The organism is Xanthomonas protegens, assembly GCF_038442435.1.
Classification (GTDB): domain Bacteria; phylum Pseudomonadota; class Gammaproteobacteria; order Xanthomonadales; family Xanthomonadaceae; genus Xanthomonas_A; species Xanthomonas_A sontii.
This window is the reverse complement of the sequence record NZ_JAQJCQ010000008.1, coordinates 135,819-153,698: the sequence shown is the minus strand read 5'-3', so window position 1 is coordinate 153,698 and position 17,880 is coordinate 135,819. Positions and strand designations below refer to the sequence as shown.

The 17,880-nt window shown below is 71.1% G+C and carries 16 protein-coding genes and 1 tRNA gene; 16 read left to right on the top strand and 1 reads right to left on the bottom strand.

Going from position 1 to position 17,880, the window contains the following annotated elements:
• Nucleotides 1-44 precede the first annotated feature (44 nt).
• The 6 genes from kdsB (at nt 45) to PIQ37_RS11345 (ending at nt 5,337) form a co-directional block, all read left to right on the top strand.
• Nucleotides 45-824 carry a 3-deoxy-manno-octulosonate cytidylyltransferase gene (gene kdsB / locus PIQ37_RS11370; RefSeq protein ID WP_342073553.1) on the top strand — a complete coding sequence of 260 codons (780 nt, stop codon included), beginning with the start codon at nt 45-47 and terminating at the stop codon, nt 822-824.
• Nucleotides 821-1,309: a low molecular weight protein-tyrosine-phosphatase gene (locus PIQ37_RS11365; protein WP_342073552.1), complete on the top strand. Its 489-nt coding sequence runs from the start codon at nt 821-823 to the stop codon at nt 1,307-1,309. The genes kdsB and PIQ37_RS11365 overlap by 4 nt, the downstream gene beginning before the upstream one ends.
• On the top strand, nt 1,306-2,727 hold the full coding sequence (locus PIQ37_RS11360) for a hypothetical protein (RefSeq protein WP_342073551.1): 1,422 nt from the start codon (nt 1,306-1,308) through the stop codon (nt 2,725-2,727). Before PIQ37_RS11365 ends, PIQ37_RS11360 begins: the two co-directional genes overlap by 4 nt.
• A complete protein-coding gene (gene uvrC, locus PIQ37_RS11355; RefSeq protein ID WP_342073550.1) occupies nt 2,724-4,580 on the top strand; it encodes an excinuclease ABC subunit UvrC in 1,857 nt (618 codons plus the stop codon). Before PIQ37_RS11360 ends, uvrC begins: the two co-directional genes overlap by 4 nt.
• Nucleotides 4,581-4,589: 9 nt before the next feature.
• Nucleotides 4,590-5,225, top strand: a complete 636-nt coding sequence (pgsA, locus tag PIQ37_RS11350; protein WP_017912639.1) for a CDP-diacylglycerol--glycerol-3-phosphate 3-phosphatidyltransferase — start codon at nt 4,590-4,592, stop codon at nt 5,223-5,225.
• 36 nt (nt 5,226-5,261) lie between these two features.
• Nucleotides 5,262-5,337: transfer RNA gene (locus tag PIQ37_RS11345), tRNA-Gly, on the top strand.
• A gap of 161 nt (nt 5,338-5,498) precedes the next feature.
• On the opposite strand, the gene PIQ37_RS11340 is transcribed toward PIQ37_RS11345, so the two are convergent.
• Nucleotides 5,499-6,362 (bottom strand): SMI1/KNR4 family protein, encoded by an 864-nt coding sequence (locus PIQ37_RS11340; protein ID WP_342073549.1) that lies wholly within the window; start codon nt 6,360-6,362, stop codon nt 5,499-5,501.
• Between the two features lie 552 nt (nt 6,363-6,914).
• On the opposite strand from PIQ37_RS11340, the gene PIQ37_RS11335 reads away from it, so the two are divergent.
• The 10 genes from PIQ37_RS11335 to PIQ37_RS11290 are packed head-to-tail and all read left to right on the top strand — an operon-like array spanning nt 6,915 to nt 17,878.
• On the top strand, nt 6,915-7,922 hold the full coding sequence (locus tag PIQ37_RS11335; protein WP_267096632.1) for a UDP-glucuronic acid decarboxylase family protein: 1,008 nt from the start codon (nt 6,915-6,917) through the stop codon (nt 7,920-7,922).
• A 40-nt stretch (nt 7,923-7,962) separates the two neighbouring features.
• Complete coding sequence (locus PIQ37_RS11330) at nt 7,963-9,066, top strand: NAD-dependent epimerase/dehydratase family protein (protein ID WP_342073548.1); 1,104 nt, start codon at nt 7,963-7,965, stop codon at nt 9,064-9,066.
• Nucleotides 9,063-11,177, top strand: a complete 2,115-nt coding sequence (locus PIQ37_RS11325) for an NAD-dependent epimerase/dehydratase family protein (RefSeq protein ID WP_342073547.1) — start codon at nt 9,063-9,065, stop codon at nt 11,175-11,177. Before PIQ37_RS11330 ends, PIQ37_RS11325 begins: the two co-directional genes overlap by 4 nt.
• On the top strand, nt 11,174-12,136 hold the full coding sequence (locus tag PIQ37_RS11320; RefSeq protein ID WP_342073546.1) for an MDR/zinc-dependent alcohol dehydrogenase-like family protein: 963 nt from the start codon (nt 11,174-11,176) through the stop codon (nt 12,134-12,136). The genes PIQ37_RS11325 and PIQ37_RS11320 overlap by 4 nt, the downstream gene beginning before the upstream one ends.
• Nucleotides 12,133-13,146 carry a Gfo/Idh/MocA family protein gene (locus PIQ37_RS11315; protein WP_342073545.1) on the top strand — a complete coding sequence of 338 codons (1,014 nt, stop codon included), beginning with the start codon at nt 12,133-12,135 and terminating at the stop codon, nt 13,144-13,146. Before PIQ37_RS11320 ends, PIQ37_RS11315 begins: the two co-directional genes overlap by 4 nt.
• Nucleotides 13,147-13,165: 19 nt before the next feature.
• Entirely contained in the window at nt 13,166-14,299 is a 1,134-nt protein-coding gene (locus PIQ37_RS11310; RefSeq protein ID WP_342073544.1) for a glycosyltransferase family 4 protein, read from the top strand.
• Nucleotides 14,296-15,420, top strand: a complete 1,125-nt coding sequence (locus PIQ37_RS11305; RefSeq protein ID WP_342073543.1) for a CgeB family protein — start codon at nt 14,296-14,298, stop codon at nt 15,418-15,420. Before PIQ37_RS11310 ends, PIQ37_RS11305 begins: the two co-directional genes overlap by 4 nt.
• Nucleotides 15,413-16,504 (top strand): CgeB family protein, encoded by a 1,092-nt coding sequence (locus PIQ37_RS11300; protein ID WP_342073542.1) that lies wholly within the window; start codon nt 15,413-15,415, stop codon nt 16,502-16,504. The genes PIQ37_RS11305 and PIQ37_RS11300 overlap by 8 nt, the downstream gene beginning before the upstream one ends.
• Nucleotides 16,504-17,619, top strand: coding sequence for a CgeB family protein (locus tag PIQ37_RS11295; RefSeq protein WP_342073541.1), 1,116 nt, complete (start codon nt 16,504-16,506; stop codon nt 17,617-17,619). The genes PIQ37_RS11300 and PIQ37_RS11295 overlap by 1 nt, the downstream gene beginning before the upstream one ends.
• Nucleotides 17,606-17,878, top strand: coding sequence for a hypothetical protein (locus PIQ37_RS11290; RefSeq protein ID WP_342073540.1), 273 nt, complete (start codon nt 17,606-17,608; stop codon nt 17,876-17,878). Before PIQ37_RS11295 ends, PIQ37_RS11290 begins: the two co-directional genes overlap by 14 nt.
• Nucleotides 17,879-17,880: the final 2 nt, after the last annotated feature.

The window sequence follows — 17,880 nt, the reverse complement described above, 5'->3', positions numbered from 1 at the left end:
CCTGCCGCCGCCATCGACGTTCCAGCCGCCAGCGCGGTGGCGGCATGAGCGCCGCCGTCCCGCCGTTCGTCGTCGCCATCCCGGCCCGCTACGCCGCCTCGCGGCTGCCGGGCAAGCCCTTGCGTGCGCTCGGTGGCGAGCCGCTGGTCCGCCACGTGGCGCGGCGTGCGCTCGCCGCCGGTGCCACGCAGGTGTGGGTGGCCGCCGACGATGCGCGCATTGCCGCCGCGGTGGCCGACCTGGACGGCGTGCACGTGGCCACGACCTCCAGCGACCACGCCTCGGGCACCGACCGCCTGGCCGAGTGCGCCGACATCGCCGGCTGGGACGATGCGACCCTGGTGGTCAACCTGCAGGGCGACGAGCCGTTCGCGCCGGTCGCCGGCATCGTCGCGGTGGCCCAGGCCCTGGCCGACAGCGGCGCCGAGATGGCGACCCTGGGCACACCGGTGGACGCGGCCGAGCACCTGTTCGATCCCAACGTGGTCAAGCTGGTGCGCCGCGCCGATGGCGATGCGCTGTACTTCAGCCGCGCGCCGATCCCCTGGCACCGCGATGCCTTCGCCGCCTCGCAGGCGCAGTTGCCGCTGCCCGGCCCGTGGCTGCGGCATATCGGCATCTACGCCTATCGCGCCGGCTTCCTGCGCCGGTTCGCGGCGATGCCCCCGGGCACGCTGGAGCGGATCGAGTCGTTGGAGCAGTTGCGGGTGCTGGAAGCCGGCTTCCGCATCGCGGTGGCGTTGTCGCCGGCGCCGTTTCCGCCGGGCGTGGACACGCCCGAGGACCTGGCGCGCGCCGAGGCCTACCTGCAGGGGCAGGCATGAAGCTGCTGCTGGTGTGCCTGGGCAACATCTGCCGTTCGCCGATGGCCGAGGGCGCGCTGCGCCACCACCTGCAGCGCTCGCCGCTGGCGGATGTGGTGGAGGTCGACTCGGCCGGCACCGGCGACTGGCACCGCGGCGAGCCGCCGGATCGGCGCGCGGTCGCCTGCGCCGCCGCCCATGACGTGGACATCGCCGGCCTGCGCGCCCGGCAACTGCGCGACCGCGACTTTGCCGAGTTCGACTGGATCCTGTGCGCCGATGCGGCCAACCTCCGCGACGTGCGCCAGCGCGCCCCGGCGGCGGCGCACGAGCGCGTGGCGCTGTGGCTGCCTTGGGCCGGGGTGCACGGCCATCGCGAGATCCCGGATCCGTACACCGGCGGCAGCGCCCAGTTCGAGCAGGTCTGGCAACTGGTAGACGAAGCCGCCGCCGGCAGCGTGGCACGACTGTCCGCCGACCTCGGCTCCGGCATAATCGGCCGATGAATTCCATCGCCGCCCTGGAACTCCCCGCGTCCGGCGCCTGGCTCAACGCCGATCCCATTCGCCTGCGCGATCTGCAGGGCCGGGCGCTGGTGCTGGCCTTCGTCAACGCCGCCTCGGTCTGGTGCGCGCAACGCCTGGCCGAACTCGGCCAGTGGCAGGCGCGCAATCCCGGACGGCTGCAGGTCATCGTGGTGCAGGTGCCGCGCTTCGACAGCGAGCGCGAGCCGCAGCGGGCGCTGAAGCTGCTGCGCAGCCAGGGCGTGTCCGCGCCGATGCTGCTCGATGCCGATTGGGCCGCCTGGCAGCGCTTCGGCGTCCAGGCCTGGCCGACCCTGGTGCTGATCGACGCCGGCGGGGTGGAGCGCGAGCGCCTGGTCGGGATCGGCGGCGCGGAACTGGACAAGGCGCTGCATGCGCTCTGCGCCGGGCAGCCGCTGCCGCTGGACGAGGACCTGCGCGACGCGCGCGAGACCCACCCGGAGCCGCGCCTGCCGCTGCGCTTCCCGACCGGCCTGGCGGTGGCCGAGGATCGCCTGTACGTCGCCGACAGCGGCCATCACCGCATCCTCGAATGCAGCACCAGCGGCCGCGTGCTGCGCCAGTTCGGCATCGGCACCGCGGACTTCATCGACGGCGCGATCGGCGAGGCGGCGTTCCACCGCCCGCGCGGGCTGGCCCTGGAGCGCGGCGTGCTGTACGTGGCCGACACCGGCAACCACGCGCTGCGCCGGATCAACCTGCTCACTGGCCAGGTCGACACGCTGTGCGGCAACGGCCGCGCCGGCGAGCCGGTCGAAGGCCCGGTGGAGCAACCGCTGCTGGCGCCGCTGAACCACCCGCAGGACGTGGTGATCGCCGACAACCAGGTGCACCTGGCGATGGCCGGCGACAACCGCATCTGGAGCTACGACCTGGGCAGCCGCAGCCTGCGTTGGCGCGCCGGCGCAGGCGCGCTGGAACTGCGCGACGGCAGCGGCCACCTGGCCGCGTTCGCGCAGCCGTGCAGCCTGGCCGCGGTGCAGCAGGTGCTGTACGTGTGCGATGCGCTGGGCTCGGCGGTGCGCTCGATGCAGTTGCGCGGCGACCTGGTGCAGACCTTGCTCGGCGGCCAGGGGCCCTGGGATTTCGGCGACGAGGACGGGCCGCGCAGCCGCGCCCGCCTGCAGTTCCCGCAGGCGATCGCGCTGAGCCCGGACGCGCCGCTGCTGTGGATCGCCGACAGCGGCAACGGCAGCCTGCGCAGCCTGCGCCTGGGCGGCGGCGAATTGTCCACCGCGGCCTTGCCGCGGCGCCTGCATGGCCCGGGCGGATTGGCGGTCAGCGCCGGCACGGTGTGGATCGCCGAGACAGACGCGCATGCGGTGCTGCGCTACGACATCGCCAGCGGCGAACTGCACGACGTCGCGATCGGCGAATGAGCACCCCTGAATTGCCCCCGTTCGACGGCAAGGCCTTTGCCGCCAACCTCAGTACCGCGCCCGGCGTCTACCGCATGTACGCCGCGGACGACACCCTGCTCTACGTCGGCAAGGCCGGTGCGCTGCGCAAGCGCGTGTCCAGCTATTTCAGCGGCTCGCCGAAGAATGCGCGGACCATGGCCATGCTGGCGCAGGTGGCGCGCATGGACGTCACCGTCACCCGCAGCGAGGGCGAGGCGCTGCTGCTGGAAAACCAGCTGATCAAGTCGCTGTCGCCGCGCTACAACGTGTCGCTGCGCGACGACAAGAGCTATCCCTACGTGTTGTTGACCCGCGAGGAGTGGCCGCGGATCACCCTGCACCGTGGCCCGCGCGCGGTGCCCGGGCGCTACTTCGGGCCGTATCCCGGTGTCACCGCGGTGCGCGAGACGCTGAACCTGATGCACAAGCTGTTCAAGCTGCGCAGTTGCGAGGACAGCGTGTTCCGCAACCGTTCGCGGCCGTGCCTGCAGTACCAGATCGGCCGCTGCAGCGCGCCGTGCGTGGCGCTGGTGGCGGCCGACGAGTACGCCGAGGCGGTGCGCCGCTCCACGCTGTTCCTGGAAGGGCGCAGCGACCAGCTCGGCGAGGAACTGGTGCAGGCGATGCAGGCCGCCAGCGAACGCCTGGAGTTCGAGCGCGCCGCGCGCCTGCGCGATCTGCTTGGCTCGCTGCGCAGCATGCAGAGCCGGCAATACGTGGACGGCCGCGCCGCCGACCTCGACGTGCTGGCCTGCGCCACCCAGGGCGCCAACGCCTGCGTGCTGCTGCTGGCGTTCCGCGACGGCCGCAATCTCGGCACGCGCGCGTTCTTCCCCAAGACCAACGGCGAGGACAGCGCCGCCGAGGTGCTGGGTGCGTTCGTGTCGCAGTACTACGTCGAGCACGCGCCGCCGCGCGAGGTGCTGCTGGACCGCGAGATTCCCGAGGCCGAGCTGATCGAGGCGGCGCTGAGTTCGGCCGCCGAGCGCAAGGTGCAGCTGAAGTGGAACGTGCGCGGCGAGCGCGCCGGCTACCTGGAGCTGGCCAGCCGCAACGCCCAGGCCACCCTGGTCACCGAGCTGACCAGCCGCAACGCCCAGCATGCGCGCAGCGAGGCGCTGCGCGAGATGCTCGGCCTGGCCGAGCCGGTCAAGCGGGTGGAATGCTTCGACATCAGCCACACCATGGGCGAGGCCACGGTGGCCTCGTGCGTGGTGTTCGACGCCAGCGGCCCGGTGCGCAGCCAGTACCGGCGCTACAACATCAGCGGCATCGAGCCGGGCGACGACTACGCGGCGATGCGCCAGGCGATCGAGCGCCGCTTCCGCCGCGCCGCCGAAGGCGAGAAGGGCGATGTGGTGCTGCCGGACGTGCTGCTGATCGACGGCGGTGCCGGCCAGCTGGCGCAGGCCACCGGCGCACTGGCCGACCTGGGCGTGGACGGGGTGCTGCTGATCGGCGTGGCCAAGGGCGCCGAGCGCCGCGCCGGCCACGAGACCCTGGTGATGCCGGACGGGCGCGAACTGCGGCCGGGCGCGGCGTCGCCGGCGCTGCAGTTCATCCAGCAGGTGCGCGACGAGGCGCACCGCTTCGCCATCACCGGCCACCGCGGGCGCCGCCAGAAGGCGCGCATGACCAGCAAGCTGGAGGACATCCCGGGCATCGGCCCGCGCCGCCGCGCCAGCCTGCTCAAGCATTTCGGCGGGCTGGCCGGTCTCAAGGCCGCCGGCGAGGCCGAGATCGCGCGGGTGGAAGGCATCAATGACGCACTGGCCGCACGAATCTACGCTAACCTGCACGGACTGCCGGTGCCCGATCCGGCAGGCGAGTAGAGCAGCGCAATGAAGTTGACCATCCCCACCTGGCTCACGCTGCTGCGGATCGTGATGATCCCCGTGCTGGTGCTGGTGTTCTATCTGCCGTACACCTGGACCAACTTCGCCTCGGCGGCGATCTTCGGCCTGGCCGCGTTCACCGACTGGCTGGACGGCTGGGTGGCGCGGCGCTACCACCAGTACTCCGCGTTCGGCGCGTTCCTGGATCCGGTGGCCGACAAGCTGATGGTGGCGGTGGCGCTGTTCCTGATCGTGCAGGGCCATCCGACGCCTTGGATGGCGTTCTGGGCGGCGGTGATCGTCGGCCGCGAGATCGCGGTGTCGGCGCTGCGCGAATGGATGGCCGAGATCGGCCAGCGCGCCAAGGTGCGGGTGGCGATGATCGGCAAGATCAAGACCACCGCGCAGATGGTGGCGCTGCTGTGCCTGCTGTACTCGGTGATGCCCGACGGCTCGCCGCCGGAGAGCGTGTGGATGGGCTTGTTCATCTTCCACGTCGGCGACTGGACCCTGGCGATCGCGTCGATCCTGACCCTGTTGTCGGGCATCCAGTACCTGCATGCGGCCTGGCCGAGCCTGCGCGACGACGAGCGTGCGGCGATGGCGGAAAAGAACGCGAAAAAAATCGAAGGCAACGGTTGACAGGCTGCGTGGTCCCGGTAGAATTCGCGGCCTCAAGCGGGAATAGCTCAGTTGGTAGAGCGCAACCTTGCCAAGGTTGAGGTCGCGAGTTCGAGTCTCGTTTCCCGCTCCAAATTCGCTTGTAACGACAGTCCGCCGCATGTAGGCGGAACGTCGAAAAAAGGGCCGCAGGCCCTTTTTTCATGCCCGCGGTTTCTGCATGGGCAATGCGGCACGCAGCCTGGAGGCAGGGCCATTCGGAATGCGCCGTCGATGCGGGCTGTCGGTCCGGGCTCAGCGTTCGTGCGCCGCGGCGAGGAACCCGTCGATCGCCCGTTTCGCCTCCTGCAGCGTGCAGGCGTGGTGTCGCTGATAGGTGCGGATCGCCTGCATCCGGCGCCCCGGGTCTTTCGCCAGATCGCGCCACTGCGGAGGCGGCGGTGCCACGACGGCAACGGCATCGGGCCGGCGCATCTCCCAACGCGGTGTGAGGCTGAAGGGGGCCGATGGCGCGGCAAGCGCGGTCAGATGCAGCTCCAGCTCCTCTTGCGAGATGAAGGCGGGGACGTGCTGCACGCCGGCCCTGGGTCCGGGGCGAAATGCGCGTAGCGCCAGCGGACGTTGGCACAGCTGGCGAAGCTGCTCGCCGCGCTGCGGGTCCATGAAGCGGCTCACGCAGCGGATATCGGCGGCAACGAGGTCGGCGGTCAGGTCGCCGGCCTCGTCGATCAGATGGCTGGCGTCGCTGAGCGTTTCCAGGTAGCGGGCGTACACGAAGTCGTCGAACGTGCGGTATCCGATCCGGCATGCGTCGTTGTCGTGCCACGCCAGTGCGACGCCGATGGATCCGGCGGCATCCGCCACCAGGCAATAGAGGTCGCCTGCGCCCGATTGTGCGAACGGCAGGAAGCTCCTGCCGCCCTGCGCCTGCGGGTGCAGCCACTCGTCGATGTTGCGTCTGCTCTCCGCGGCGTCGATCCACTCGTAGTCCCACCAGCTGAGGAAGGGCACGACCCGCGGCTGGTCGGGGTGCTTCCACGCATCGCACCAGTGCGGGAAATAGCTGGTATCGCCGGTGTCGAGCAGCGTGCGCAGCAGCGGCGGCAGCACCATGCCGGTGGCGCGCGACAAGGCCTCGAAATCGGACAGCACACTCACGGCGCGCGTCGCTGTATCGGGTGCGCAGCGCCTGCGGCCTGGGGAACGTGGACGCTGCCGTCGGCGCTGCTGGATGCTGGGGACGTTCGGTACCGCCGCGCGCGACCGCGGCGAACCGGCCTGTCGTTGCCAGGGGAGAGCGCGCGCCGCCGCCGTGCACAGGCGCGGTTCGCATTCGACGTGCTGCCACTCTCGCATTCCATGCTGCAGTGCTCTCTCTGTGTCTGTGCCCGACGATGCTGCACGTCGCCTCTTCGGGGCCGATCTTACGCCGAAGAGGGCGGCAGGAAAACGCGGTCGCTGCGTCGCGCGCAAGCTCCTCGCGCACATCGGCAAATTTTTCCTCCGCGCCTGCATGCGCTGCCATGACTTCACGTCACGCCGACACGCGCGTGCACATGTGGCTTATGTCGTGGTCACAGAACGCACGGTGTTGCGACCGTGCCGCCGCGCACTGCAGGCCCATCGCGTGCGTGCGCACACTTGGCACGCGATTTGCGCTGCTTCCTCCCACGCCAGGCGATGACGCCAGGCCTCTGCGAGGAGTCGATGATGGATGGCGCAATTGCTTCCCCTACCACCCACGCGCCACCGCGCGCGCTGGTCGCCGGCGGTGCCGGCTTCGTCGGTGCGCATCTGTGCGAGCGCCTGCTCGACGACGGCTACGACGTCACCGCGCTGGACAACCTGCTGACCGGCTCGCTGGACAATCTCGCGCACCTGCTGGGGCGGCCGCGCTTCCGTTTCGTCGCCCATGACGTGGTGCAGCCGTACCAGGCCAAGGCGGACTGGGTGTTCAATCTGGCCTGCTGCGCCTCGCCGGTGCATTACCAGGCGCGTCCGCTGCATACCCTGCAGACCTGCCTGGAAGGCGCGATCAATCTGCTGGAGGTGGCGCGCAGCAACGGTGCGACCATCTTCCAGGCGTCCACCAGCGAGGTCTACGGCGAGCCGGAGGTGCATCCGCAGCGCGAGGACTACCGCGGTGCAGTGAGCCCGATCGGTCCGCGTGCGTGCTACGACGAGGGCAAGCGCTGCGCCGAGGCGGCGTTCTTCGACTACCACCGGCTGTACGCCACCGACATCAAGGTCGGTCGCATCTTCAACACCTACGGGCCGCGCATGCGCAACGACGACGGCCGCGTGGTGTCCAACCTGATCGTGCAGGCGCTGCGCGAGCAGCCGCTGACGCTGTACGGCGACGGCAGCCAGACCCGCTCGTTCTGCTACGTCTCCGATCTGGTCGAGGGCATCGTGCGACTGATGCGCAGCCCGCGCGGCTGCACCGGACCGATCAACCTGGGCAATCCGCACGAAGTCACCGTGGCCGAACTGGCGCAGCGGATTCTGGCGCTGACCGGCTCGTCCTCGCGCATCGTGCGCCGCCCGATGCCCAAGGACGACCCGACCCGGCGCTGCCCGGACATCGGCCTGGCGCGGCGCGAGCTTGGCTGGGAGCCGCGGGTGGCGCTGGACGACGGCCTGCGCCGCACCATCGCCTGGTTCCAGGCGCATCTGCACGACATCCCCGATCTGGAGGTGCAACGTGACTGTGCATGAACTCAGGGGCGGCGCGGGCCGCCCGCATGCCGGAAAGCGCGTGTTGATCACCGGCGGCGCCGGCTTCGTCGGCTCGCATCTTGCCGACGAACTGCTGGCGCACGGCTACCGGGTGCGGGTGCTCGACAACCTGTGCGCCCAGGTGCACGGCGCGCAGGCGACGCGGCCGGACTATCTGTCCGCGCAGGTGGAACTGATCGTCGGCGACGTCTGCGATCCGGCGACGGTGCGCCAGGCGCTGCAGGACGTGGACGGCGTGTTCCATCTCGCCGCGGCGGTCGGCGTCGGCCAGAGCATGTACCAGATCGCGCACTACACCCAGACCAACAACCTCGGCACCGCCGTGCTGCTGGAAGCGCTGGTGGAGCGCCCGGTGCAGCGGCTGGTGGTGGCGTCGAGCATGAGCATCTATGGCGAGGGCGCCTATGTCGATACCGATGGCACGCCGGTGCCGGTGCGCGAACGACCGCTGGCGCAGCTGCGCCGCGCGCAGTGGGAGCCGAGCGTGGATGGGCGCGTGCTGCAGCCGGTGCCGACCGACGAGCGCAAGCCCGCGGAGCCGTCCTCGGTGTACGCGCTGTCCAAGCTGGACCAGGAGCGCCTGTGCCTGATCGTCGGCCAGGCCTATGCGATCCCGACCACGGCGCTGCGCTTCTTCAACATCTACGGCACGCGCCAGGCGCTGTCCAATCCCTACACCGGGGTGCTGGCGATCTTCGCGGCGCGGCTGCTCAATCGCAAACCTCCGGTGATCTTCGAGGACGGCGCGCAACGCCGCGATTTCGTGCATGTCAGCGACGTCGCCCGTGCCTGCCGCCTGGCCTACGAAAGCGAGGCCGCCGCGGGTCTGGCGCTGAACATCGGCAGCGGTCAGGCGATCAGCATCAACGAAGTGGCGCAACGCATCGCTGCGGCCATGGGCATCGACGATCTGCCGCCGCAGCTGTCCGGCAACTATCGCGTGGGCGATATCCGGCACTGCTTCGCCGACATCTCCCTGGCCCGCGAACGCATCGGCTACGTGCCGCAGGTGGAACTGCAACAGGGCCTGGGCGAACTGGTGGCGTGGCTGGCCGAGCAGACCGCCGCCGATGGGATCGAGGCGGCCAATGCCGAGCTGGCGCGGCGGGGGTTGCAGGGATGAGCGCGCAGGCACGCGAACGGCTGGCGGAGATCGGCCTGATCGAATGGCTGCGGATCGGCGACGAAGACGCGGTGCACGCGTTGCTGCGCGACATGCGCGAGCTCGGCGTGCGCCGGCTGCGCACGCAGTTCTCCTGGGCCGACTGGCATACCGCCGAGGGCGAGCGCTGGTACGCCTGGCTGATGCCGCTGCTGAGCGCGCACTGCGAGGTGCTGCCGTGCTTCTGCTACACCCCGCCGTCGTTGGGGCTGGAACCGCGCACCGCGTCGCCGCCGCGCGACAGCAAGGCCTTCGCCGACTTCATCGACCAGGTGGTGGGTCGCTTCGGCGCCGGCTTCGAGTGGATCGAGCTGTGGAACGAGCCGAACAACCTCAACGACTGGGACTGGCACCTGGACCACGACTGGCAGCGTTTCGCCGAGATGATCGGCCAGGCCGCGCATTGGGCGCACCAGTTGGGCAAGAAGACCCTGCTGGGCGGCATGTGCCCGACCGACCCGAACTGGCTGGCGTTGATGGCGCAGCGCGGGGCGCTGGCGCATATCGACGCGGTCGGCGTGCACGGGTTCCCTGGCACCTGGGATTTCCGTCGCCGGCCGTGGGCGGACGTGCTCGGTGAGGTGCGCGCGGTGCTCGCCGCGCACGGCCTGCAGCCGCAGGTGTGGCTCAGCGAGACCGGTTACTCGACCTGGCGCCACGACGAGATCGAGCAGGTGCGGCAGCTGCGCGAGACGCTGGATGCGCCGGTGGAGCGGCTGTACTGGTACGCCGCGCGCGATCTGCACGGCAGCATCAGCCACCAGGACGGTTTCCACGAGGACGAGCGCCACTATCACTTCGGCCTGCGCGACGAGCGCGGCCGTGCCAAGCTGCTGTACCGGCTGTGGGCCGAGCAGGGCTACGACGGCATCCAGGCGCTGGCGTCGCTGCACCACGAACACGGCGCGCACCTGTCGCGCGCACCGCGCTCCGTCGCGCCGCTCCCGGCCGCCGCAGCGGCGGGCGCAGAGACCACGCCGCTGCGTGCGCTGTCGCGTCCGCGCGCCGATGCAGTGCTGATCACCGGTGGCGCCGGCTTCATCGGCACCAACCTGGCCGCGCGCCTGCTCGACAGCGGACGCCGGGTCATCGTCTACGACAACCTGTCGCGGCCGGGCGTGGAGCACAACCTGCAGTGGCTACGCAGCCGCTATCCCGCTGAGCGCCTGCAGGTGGAAGTGGGCGACGTGCGCGACCGGCATCTGCTCGGCGATGCGGTGGCACAGGCGGCGCAGGTGTTCCACCTGGCCGCGCAGGTGGCGGTGACCTCCAGCCTGGAGGATCCGTCGCACGACTTCGAGGTCAACCTGCGCGGCACCTTCAACGTGCTCGAGGCGATCCGCGGCGTGCGGCGACCGCCGCCGTTGCTGTTCACCTCCACCAACAAGGTCTACGGCGCGCTGGACGATGTCGCGCTGGAGGCCGACGCGCAGCGCTACCAGCCGTGCGACCCGCTGCTGCGCGCGCGCGGCATCGACGAGCGCCGCGCACTGGATTTCCACAGCCCCTACGGCTGCTCCAAGGGCGGCGCCGACCAGTATGTGCTGGACTACGCACGCAGCTTCGGCCTGCAGGCGGTGGTGCTGCGGATGAGCTGCATCTATGGCCCGCACCAGTGCGGCAACGAAGACCAGGGCTGGGTCGCGCATTTCCTGATTCGTGCGTTGCAAGGGCAGCCGATCACCGTGTATGGCGATGGCCGCCAGGTCCGCGACCTGTTGTTCGTTGACGACCTGGTGGAGGCGTTCCTGCAATGCCAGGCGCAGATGCCGCGGCTGTCCGGGCGGGCGTTCAACATGGGCGGCGGCCCGGCCAATGCCGCCAGCCTGCGCGAGGTGCTGCGGCGGATCGAGGTCCTGGTCGGCCATCGCCTGGAACTGGCGCACGCCGCGCCGCGGGTCGGCGACCAGCGCTACTACGTCTCCGACACACGCGCCTTTGCCGCGGCCACCGGCTGGTCGCCTCGCGTCGGCGCCGATGCCGGCATCGCGCGCCTGCACCGCTGGCTGCACACGCAGGCCGAGCGCGCCGCACCTGTTTCCCCACCGCAACGGAGGATCCACGCCGCATGAACAGCATGCATGCCGTCGTCTTCGAAGGCCCAGGCCGCATCGTCACCCAGCGCCAGCCACGCCCCGAACCTGCGCCGCAGCAGGTGCGGGTGCGCCTGCACGGCTGCGGCGTGTGCGCGTCCAATCTGCCGGTGTGGGCCGGCCGGCCGTGGTTCGCCTATCCGTTCGAACCAGGTGCGCCCGGCCACGAAGGCTGGGGCGAGGTCGACGCGGTCGGCGCCGAGGTCCGCGACTGGGCGCCGGGCGATCGCGTCGCGCTGCTGTCCGGCCGCGCCTATGCCGAGTACGACATCGCCGAACCCGACGCGCTGGTGCGCTTGCCGCCGGCGCTGTCCGGCCTCGACCTGCCGGGCGAGCCGCTGGCCTGCGCGATGAACATCCTGCGCCGCAGCGACATCCAGCCCGGCCAGACCGTAGCGGTGGTCGGCGTCGGCTTCATCGGCGCGCTGCTGATCCAACTGGCCACCGGGCTGGGTGCGCAGGTGATCGCGCTGTCGCGGCGCGAGTACGCCCTGCAGGTCGCACGCCAGTGCGGCGCCAGCGCCACCCTGGCCACCGAGGATCGCCATGCCGCGATCGGCGCGGTGCACGAACTCACCGGCGGCAGCGGCTGCCTGCGGGTGATCGAGGCCGCCGGCGAGCAGGTCACCCTCGACATCGCCAGTGCGCTGTGCAGTGAAGGCGGGCGCCTGGTCATCGCCGGCTACCACCAGGACGGCCCGCGCCAGGTCGACATGCAGCAGTGGAACTGGCGCGGCCTGGACGTGGTCAACGCGCACGAGCGCGATCCGCGGGTGGCGTTGCGCGGCCTGCAGGAGGCGGTGGAGGCGGTCGCCGACGGGCGCCTGGATCCGTTTCCGCTGTTGACCCATCGCTATGCGCTGGACCGGTTGCCGCAAGCATTCGCGGACATGGAGGCGCGCCCCGAGGGCTTCCTCAAAGGCGTGGTGCTGGCATGAACGCGTGGGCGCAACCGCGGTGGCGTGCACCGCGACTCGGCTTTCTTGGCGTCGGCTGGATCGGACGCGCGCGCATGCGCGCCCTGGCCGACAGCGGGCTCGGCGAGGTGGTGGCGATCGCCGATGCCAGCGCGACGGCGCTGCACGACGCACGCCAGGACGCACCGGCCGCCGACCTGCTGCCCGACCTGGAGGCGCTGCTGGCGCGCGAGGACCTGGACGGCGTGGTCATCGCCACGCCCAGCGGTGCGCACGCCGCGCAGGCCGCTGCGGCGTTGCAGCGCGGCCTGGCGGTGTTCTGCCAGAAGCCGTTGACCCGCACTGCGGCCGAAGCCGAGCAGCTGCTGGCGCTGGCGCAACGCCACGACCGCCTGCTCGCGGTGGATTTCAGCTATCGCTTCGCCAAGGGCATGGCGACGCTGCGCGAGCAGATCGCGCAGGGCGCACTGGGCGAGGTGTTCGCGATCGACCTGCTGTTCCACAACGCCTACGGCCCGGACAAGGACTGGTTCTACGACATCGCCCGTTCCGGCGGCGGCTGCGTGATCGACCTGGGCATCCACCTGCTGGACCTGGCGATGTGGCTCACCGGCAGCGGCGGCCACCACGACCTGCAGGCGGCGCTGTACGCGCAGGGCCGGCCGCTGACCCGGCCGGTGCGGCAGGTGGAGGACTACGCCTGCGCGCAGTGGCGCATGGACAACGGCGCCAGCGTGCGCATGGCCTGTTCCTGGCGCCTGCCGGCCGGCTGCGATGCGGTGATCCAGGCGCATGTGTACGGCACCGGTGGCGGCGCGGCGCTGCGCAATGTCGACGGCTCGTTCTTCGACTTCACCGTGGACCGCTTCGACGGCACGCGCTGCGAGCGCCTGGCCTCGCCACCGGATGCCTGGGGCGGGCGCGCCCTGCTGGACTGGGCCGAGCGCCTGCGCGCCGACCCCGGGTTCGACCCGGCGGCGCTGCAGTTGCTCGAGGTCGCCCGCACCGTGGATGCGCTCTATGGACGCTGAGCGGCCGCTGCGGATCCTGATGACCGCCGACACCGTCGGCGGCGTGTGGCAGTACGCGCTGAGCCTGTGCCGCGTGCTGACCGCGCAGGGCGATCGCGTGGAACTGGCGACGATGGGCGCGACCCCGACGCCGGCGCAGTGGCGCGAGGCCGCGGCGATCCCGGGGCTGCGCCTGCACGCCAGTGGCTACCTGCTGTTGTGGATGGCCGATCCCTGGGCCGATGTCGCCGCCGCCGGGCGCTGGCTGCAGGCGCTGGCCGCGCAGGTGCGGCCGGACGTGGTGCATCTGAACGACTATGCGCACGGGACGCTGGCGTGGCCGGCGCCGGTGCTGATGACCGCGCATTCCTGCGTCGGTTCCTGGTGGCAGGCGGTGCGCGGCGAGGCGTTGCCGCCCGAGTGGGATCACTACCGCGCCACGGTCGCCGCGGGCCTGGCGGCGGCCGATCACGTGGTCGCGCCGACCCAGGCAATGCTTTCGGCGTTGCGTGCGCAGTATCCGCTGGACACGCCATGCAGCGTGATCGCCAACGGCGCCGTGCCGCTGTCGCGGCCGGTGCCGGCCAGCGCCAAGCGACCGCTGGTGCTGGCGGCGGGGCGGCTGTGGGACGAAGCGAAGAATCTGCGGACGCTGGCGGCGGTCGCGCCGCGATTGCCGTGGGCGCTGCGCATCGCCGGCGAGGCGGCGCATCCGGACGGCGGCACCGCGGCGATCGCGCAGGCGCTGCTGCTGGGCCAGCTGCCGCCGTCGCGCCTGCGCCGCTGGATGGCGCGTGCCAGCGTGTATGCGTTGCCGGCGCGCTACGAACCGTTCGGGTTGTCGGCGCTGGAAGCCGCGCAGGCCGGCTGCGCGCTGCTGCTGGGCGACATCCCCAGCCTGCGCGAGGTCTGGGGCGAGGCGGCGCTGTACGTCGCGCCGGACGACGCGCAGGCGCTGACGGCGCAGTTGCAGCGCCTGATCGGCGATCCGCTGCTGCGTCAGCGCATGGCCCGGCGCGCGGTTGCGCAGGCACGGCGCTACAGCGCCACCGCCATGGCCGCGGCCTATCGCCAGCGCTATCGGACGCTGATCGCGCATCGCGGCACGCCGCGCGTGGCCGGACGGGCCGGCCCGCCGGTCCCCATGTTGTCCTCGATCGGAGTCGGTGCATGAACTTCGTACTGTTCTATCACTCGCTGGTGTCGGACTGGAACCACGGCAATGCGCATTTCCTGCGCGGCATCGTCGCCGACCTGCAGGCGCGCGGGCATACGGTGGCGGTGTACGAGCCGCACGACAGCTGGAGCCGCGCGCAACTGCAGGCGGAGGAGGGCGAGGCGCCGTTGCAGGCCTTCGCGGACGCCTTTCCGCAGCTGCGCAGCACGCGCTACGACCTGGCCACACTGGATCTGGCGGGAGTGCTGGACGGTGCCGACGTGGTGCTGGTGCACGAGTGGAACGCGCCCGCGCTGATCGCGCGGATCGGCCGCGAAGCGCCTGTCGGCTGCCGCGTGCTGTTCCACGACACCCACCACCGCTCGGTCAGCGCCCCCGACGAGATGGCGCGGTTCGATCTGTCCGACTACGACGGCGTGCTCGCCTTCGGCGAGGCGGTGCGCCAACAGTATCTGCGCCACGGCTGGAGCCGGCGCGTATGGACTTGGCACGAAGCGGCGGATCTGCGCGTGTTCCAGCCGCAACTCGGGCAGGCGCAGCAGGGCGACCTGCTGTGGATCGGCAACTGGGGCGACGATGAGCGTGCGCAGGAGCTGGACACGTTCCTGATCCAGCCGGTACGGAGGCTGCGCCTGCGCGCGCGCATCCACGGCGTGCGTTATCCGCCGCAGGCCTTGCAGGCGCTGGCCGAGGCCGGCATCGACTACGCCGGTTGGTTGCCCAACCATCGCGCGCCGCAGGCGTTCGCGCATTTCCGCGTCACCGTGCACGTGCCGCGGCGGCCGTACGTGCGCGCATTGCCCGGCATCCCCACGATCCGCGTGTTCGAGGCGCTGGCCTGCGGCATCCCGCTGGTCTGCGCACCGTGGGACGACGTCGAGCAGTTGTTCGCGCCCGGGCGCGATTACCTGGTGGCGCGCGACGGCGCGCAGATGCAGCGCCACCTGCACGACGTGCTGCACGACGCCGAGCTCGCCGCGGCGCTGCGCATGCACGGCCTGCACACCATCCGCACCCGCCACAGCTGCGCGCACCGTGTCGACGAACTGCTGGCCGTGCTCGCCGAACTCGACGCGCCCGCGGCGCACCCCGAACACCGGAGCCTCAGTCATGCCTAGCCCGTTGCACATCGCCTTCTTCGGTTCCAGCCTGGTGTCCTCGTACTGGAATGGCGCCGCCACCTACTACCGCGGCCTGCTGCACGCGCTGGCGCAGCGCGGCCACCACATCCATTTCTTCGAACAAGATGCGTTCGGGCGCCAGCAGCACCGCGACATCGACGATCCGGAGTGGGCCCAGGTCACCGTCTATCCCGGTGCGGCCGAAGCCGACGCGGCGCGCGCACTGGAACAGGCGCGCGGCGCCGACGTGGTGGTCAAGGCCAGCGGCGTCGGCGTGTTCGATGCGTTCCTGGAGCGCGAAGTGCTGGGCCTGCGGTCGTCGCGCACCCAGGTGCTGTTCTGGGACGTGGACGCGCCGGCCACGCTGGAGCGGGTGCAGGCCGATGCGGACGATCCGTTCCGCGCGCAGATCCCGCGCTACGACCTGGTGCTGACCTATGGCGGCGGGCCGCGCGTGGTCAGCGCGTATCGGGCGTTGGGCGCGGCCGACTGCGTGCCGATCTACAACGCGCTGGATCCTTCGAGCCACCATCCGGCGCCGGCGCAGTCGGGCTTCGCCGCCGACCTGGGCTTCCTCGGCAACCGCCTGCCGGACCGCGAGGCACGGGTGCGGCAGTTCTTCCTGGAACCGGCGCGGCGCCTGCCTGACGCGAGATTCCTGCTCGGCGGCAGCGGCTGGGACGCAGACCTGCCGGACAACGTGCGCACGCTCGGCCACGTGTCCACGCGCGACCACAACGCCTTCAACTGCAGCGTGCGCATGGTGCTCAACGTCAACCGCGACAGCATGGCGCGCTTCGGCTGGTCGCCGCCGACGCGGGTGTTCGAGGCGGCCGGTGCCGGCGCCTGCCTGATCGTTGATGCCTGGGATGGGATCGAGGCGTTCCTGACCCCGCAGTCGGAGGTACTGGTCGCGCACGACAGCGAGCAGGTGGCGCATTACCTGCAACGCATCGACGCCGCGCACGCGCAGGCGATCGGCGCACGGGCGCGGCAGCGTCTGTTGCGCGACCACACCTACACGCACCGTGCGCGCGAGGTGGAAGCCTTGCTGGACGCGCGCCAGCGGGAGGCGGCGTGATGGCCGCGCGCGACATCGTCATCCTCGGCCTGAGCCTGCGCTCGTCCTGGGGCAACGGCCATGCCACCACCTACCGCGCATTGATCGCCGCGCTGCAGGCGCGCGGCGACCGCGTGCTGTTCCTGGAGCGCGACGTGCCCTGGTACGCCGAACACCAGGATCCACCGGCGCAGTTGCCGTGCGCGCCGGTGCTGTACGCCAGCCTCGAGGAATTGCAGGATCGGCATGCGGCCACGATCGCGGCGGCGGACCTGGTGATCGTCGGCTCCTACGTGCCCGACGGCATCGACGTCGGCGCCTGGGTGCAGCGGACCGCGCGCGGCGTGGTCGCCTTCTACGACATCGATACGCCGGTGACCGTGGCGGCGCTGCAGCGCGGCGACTGCGCCTATCTCTCGCCGGCGCTGATTCCGCACTACGACCTGTATCTGTCCTTCACCGGCGGACCGACCCTGCAGCGGCTGGAACGCGTGTACGGTGCGCCGCGCGCCGTGCCGCTGTACTGCGCGTTCGATCCAGAACAGTACCGGCCGCAGCCACAGGCGCAGTGCTACGACCTGGGCTACATGGGCACCTACAGCGACGACCGGCAGCCGCCGCTGGAGCGGCTGTTGCTGCAGCCGGCGATGGCCTGGCCGCAGGGCCGCTTCGTGGTCGCCGGGCCGCTGTATCCGCCGCACATCGTCTGGCCGGACAACGTGCAGCGCTGTGCGCACCTGCCGCCGGCGCAGCATATGGACTTCTACAACCAGCAGCGCTTCACCCTCAATCTGACCCGCGCCGACATGGTGCTGGCGGGCTGGTCGCCGAGCGTGCGCCTGTTCGAGGCGGCGGCCTGCGCCACGCCGATCATTTCCGATCCCTGGGATGGACTGGAGACGCTGTTCGCGCCGGGCAAGGACATCCTGATCGCGCGGCGCGCGTCCGAGGTGCTGGGCTGGCTCCGCGACCTGCCCGAGGCACACCGCCTGGCGATCGGCGAGGCGGGGCGCCGCCGCGTGCTCGCCGAACACACCGCCGCGCATCGCGCGCAGACCCTGCACGATGCGCTCGACTGCGTCGCCGACGCGGCCATGTCCACCTCCACCAGGAGATCCGCCCATGCCTTCGCATGACGCCAAGACCACCACCGATCACGACGAGATCCGCCGCTGGGTCGAGGCCCGCGGTGGCCGCCCGGCCAGCGTGCGCGGCACCGAAGCCGACGAGGACGCCGGCGTGCTGCGCATCCTGTTCCGCGACGATGCGGCGCTGGAAGAAATCAGCTGGGACGACTTCTTCGACAAGTTCGAAGAAGAAGAACTGGCCTTCCTGTATCAGGAGAAGACCAGCGACGGCAGCCAGAGCCGCTTCTTCAAGTTCGTCAACCGCTGAGC

What these genes read in the sequence shown, in the direction of transcription:
- kdsB (WP_342073553.1), top strand. Translation starts at nt 45, where the DNA reads ATGAGCGCCGCCGTCCCGCCGTTCGTCGTCGCCATCCCGGCCCGCTAC.
- uvrC (WP_342073550.1), top strand. Translation starts at nt 2,724, where the DNA reads ATGAGCACCCCTGAATTGCCCCCGTTCGACGGCAAGGCCTTTGCCGCC.
- PIQ37_RS11365 (WP_342073552.1), top strand. Translation starts at nt 821, where the DNA reads ATGAAGCTGCTGCTGGTGTGCCTGGGCAACATCTGCCGTTCGCCGATG.
- PIQ37_RS11310 (WP_342073544.1), top strand. Translation starts at nt 13,166, where the DNA reads ATGACCGCCGACACCGTCGGCGGCGTGTGGCAGTACGCGCTGAGCCTG.
- PIQ37_RS11325 (WP_342073547.1), top strand. Translation starts at nt 9,063, where the DNA reads ATGAGCGCGCAGGCACGCGAACGGCTGGCGGAGATCGGCCTGATCGAA.
- PIQ37_RS11300 (WP_342073542.1), top strand. Translation starts at nt 15,413, where the DNA reads ATGCCTAGCCCGTTGCACATCGCCTTCTTCGGTTCCAGCCTGGTGTCC.
- PIQ37_RS11360 (WP_342073551.1), top strand. Translation starts at nt 1,306, where the DNA reads ATGAATTCCATCGCCGCCCTGGAACTCCCCGCGTCCGGCGCCTGGCTC.
- PIQ37_RS11290 (WP_342073540.1), top strand. Translation starts at nt 17,606, where the DNA reads ATGCCTTCGCATGACGCCAAGACCACCACCGATCACGACGAGATCCGC.
- pgsA (WP_017912639.1), top strand. Translation starts at nt 4,590, where the DNA reads ATGAAGTTGACCATCCCCACCTGGCTCACGCTGCTGCGGATCGTGATG.
- PIQ37_RS11295 (WP_342073541.1), top strand. Translation starts at nt 16,504, where the DNA reads ATGGCCGCGCGCGACATCGTCATCCTCGGCCTGAGCCTGCGCTCGTCC.
- PIQ37_RS11315 (WP_342073545.1), top strand. Translation starts at nt 12,133, where the DNA reads ATGAACGCGTGGGCGCAACCGCGGTGGCGTGCACCGCGACTCGGCTTT.
- PIQ37_RS11305 (WP_342073543.1), top strand. Translation starts at nt 14,296, where the DNA reads ATGAACTTCGTACTGTTCTATCACTCGCTGGTGTCGGACTGGAACCAC.
- PIQ37_RS11335 (WP_267096632.1), top strand. Translation starts at nt 6,915, where the DNA reads ATGGATGGCGCAATTGCTTCCCCTACCACCCACGCGCCACCGCGCGCG.
- PIQ37_RS11320 (WP_342073546.1), top strand. Translation starts at nt 11,174, where the DNA reads ATGAACAGCATGCATGCCGTCGTCTTCGAAGGCCCAGGCCGCATCGTC.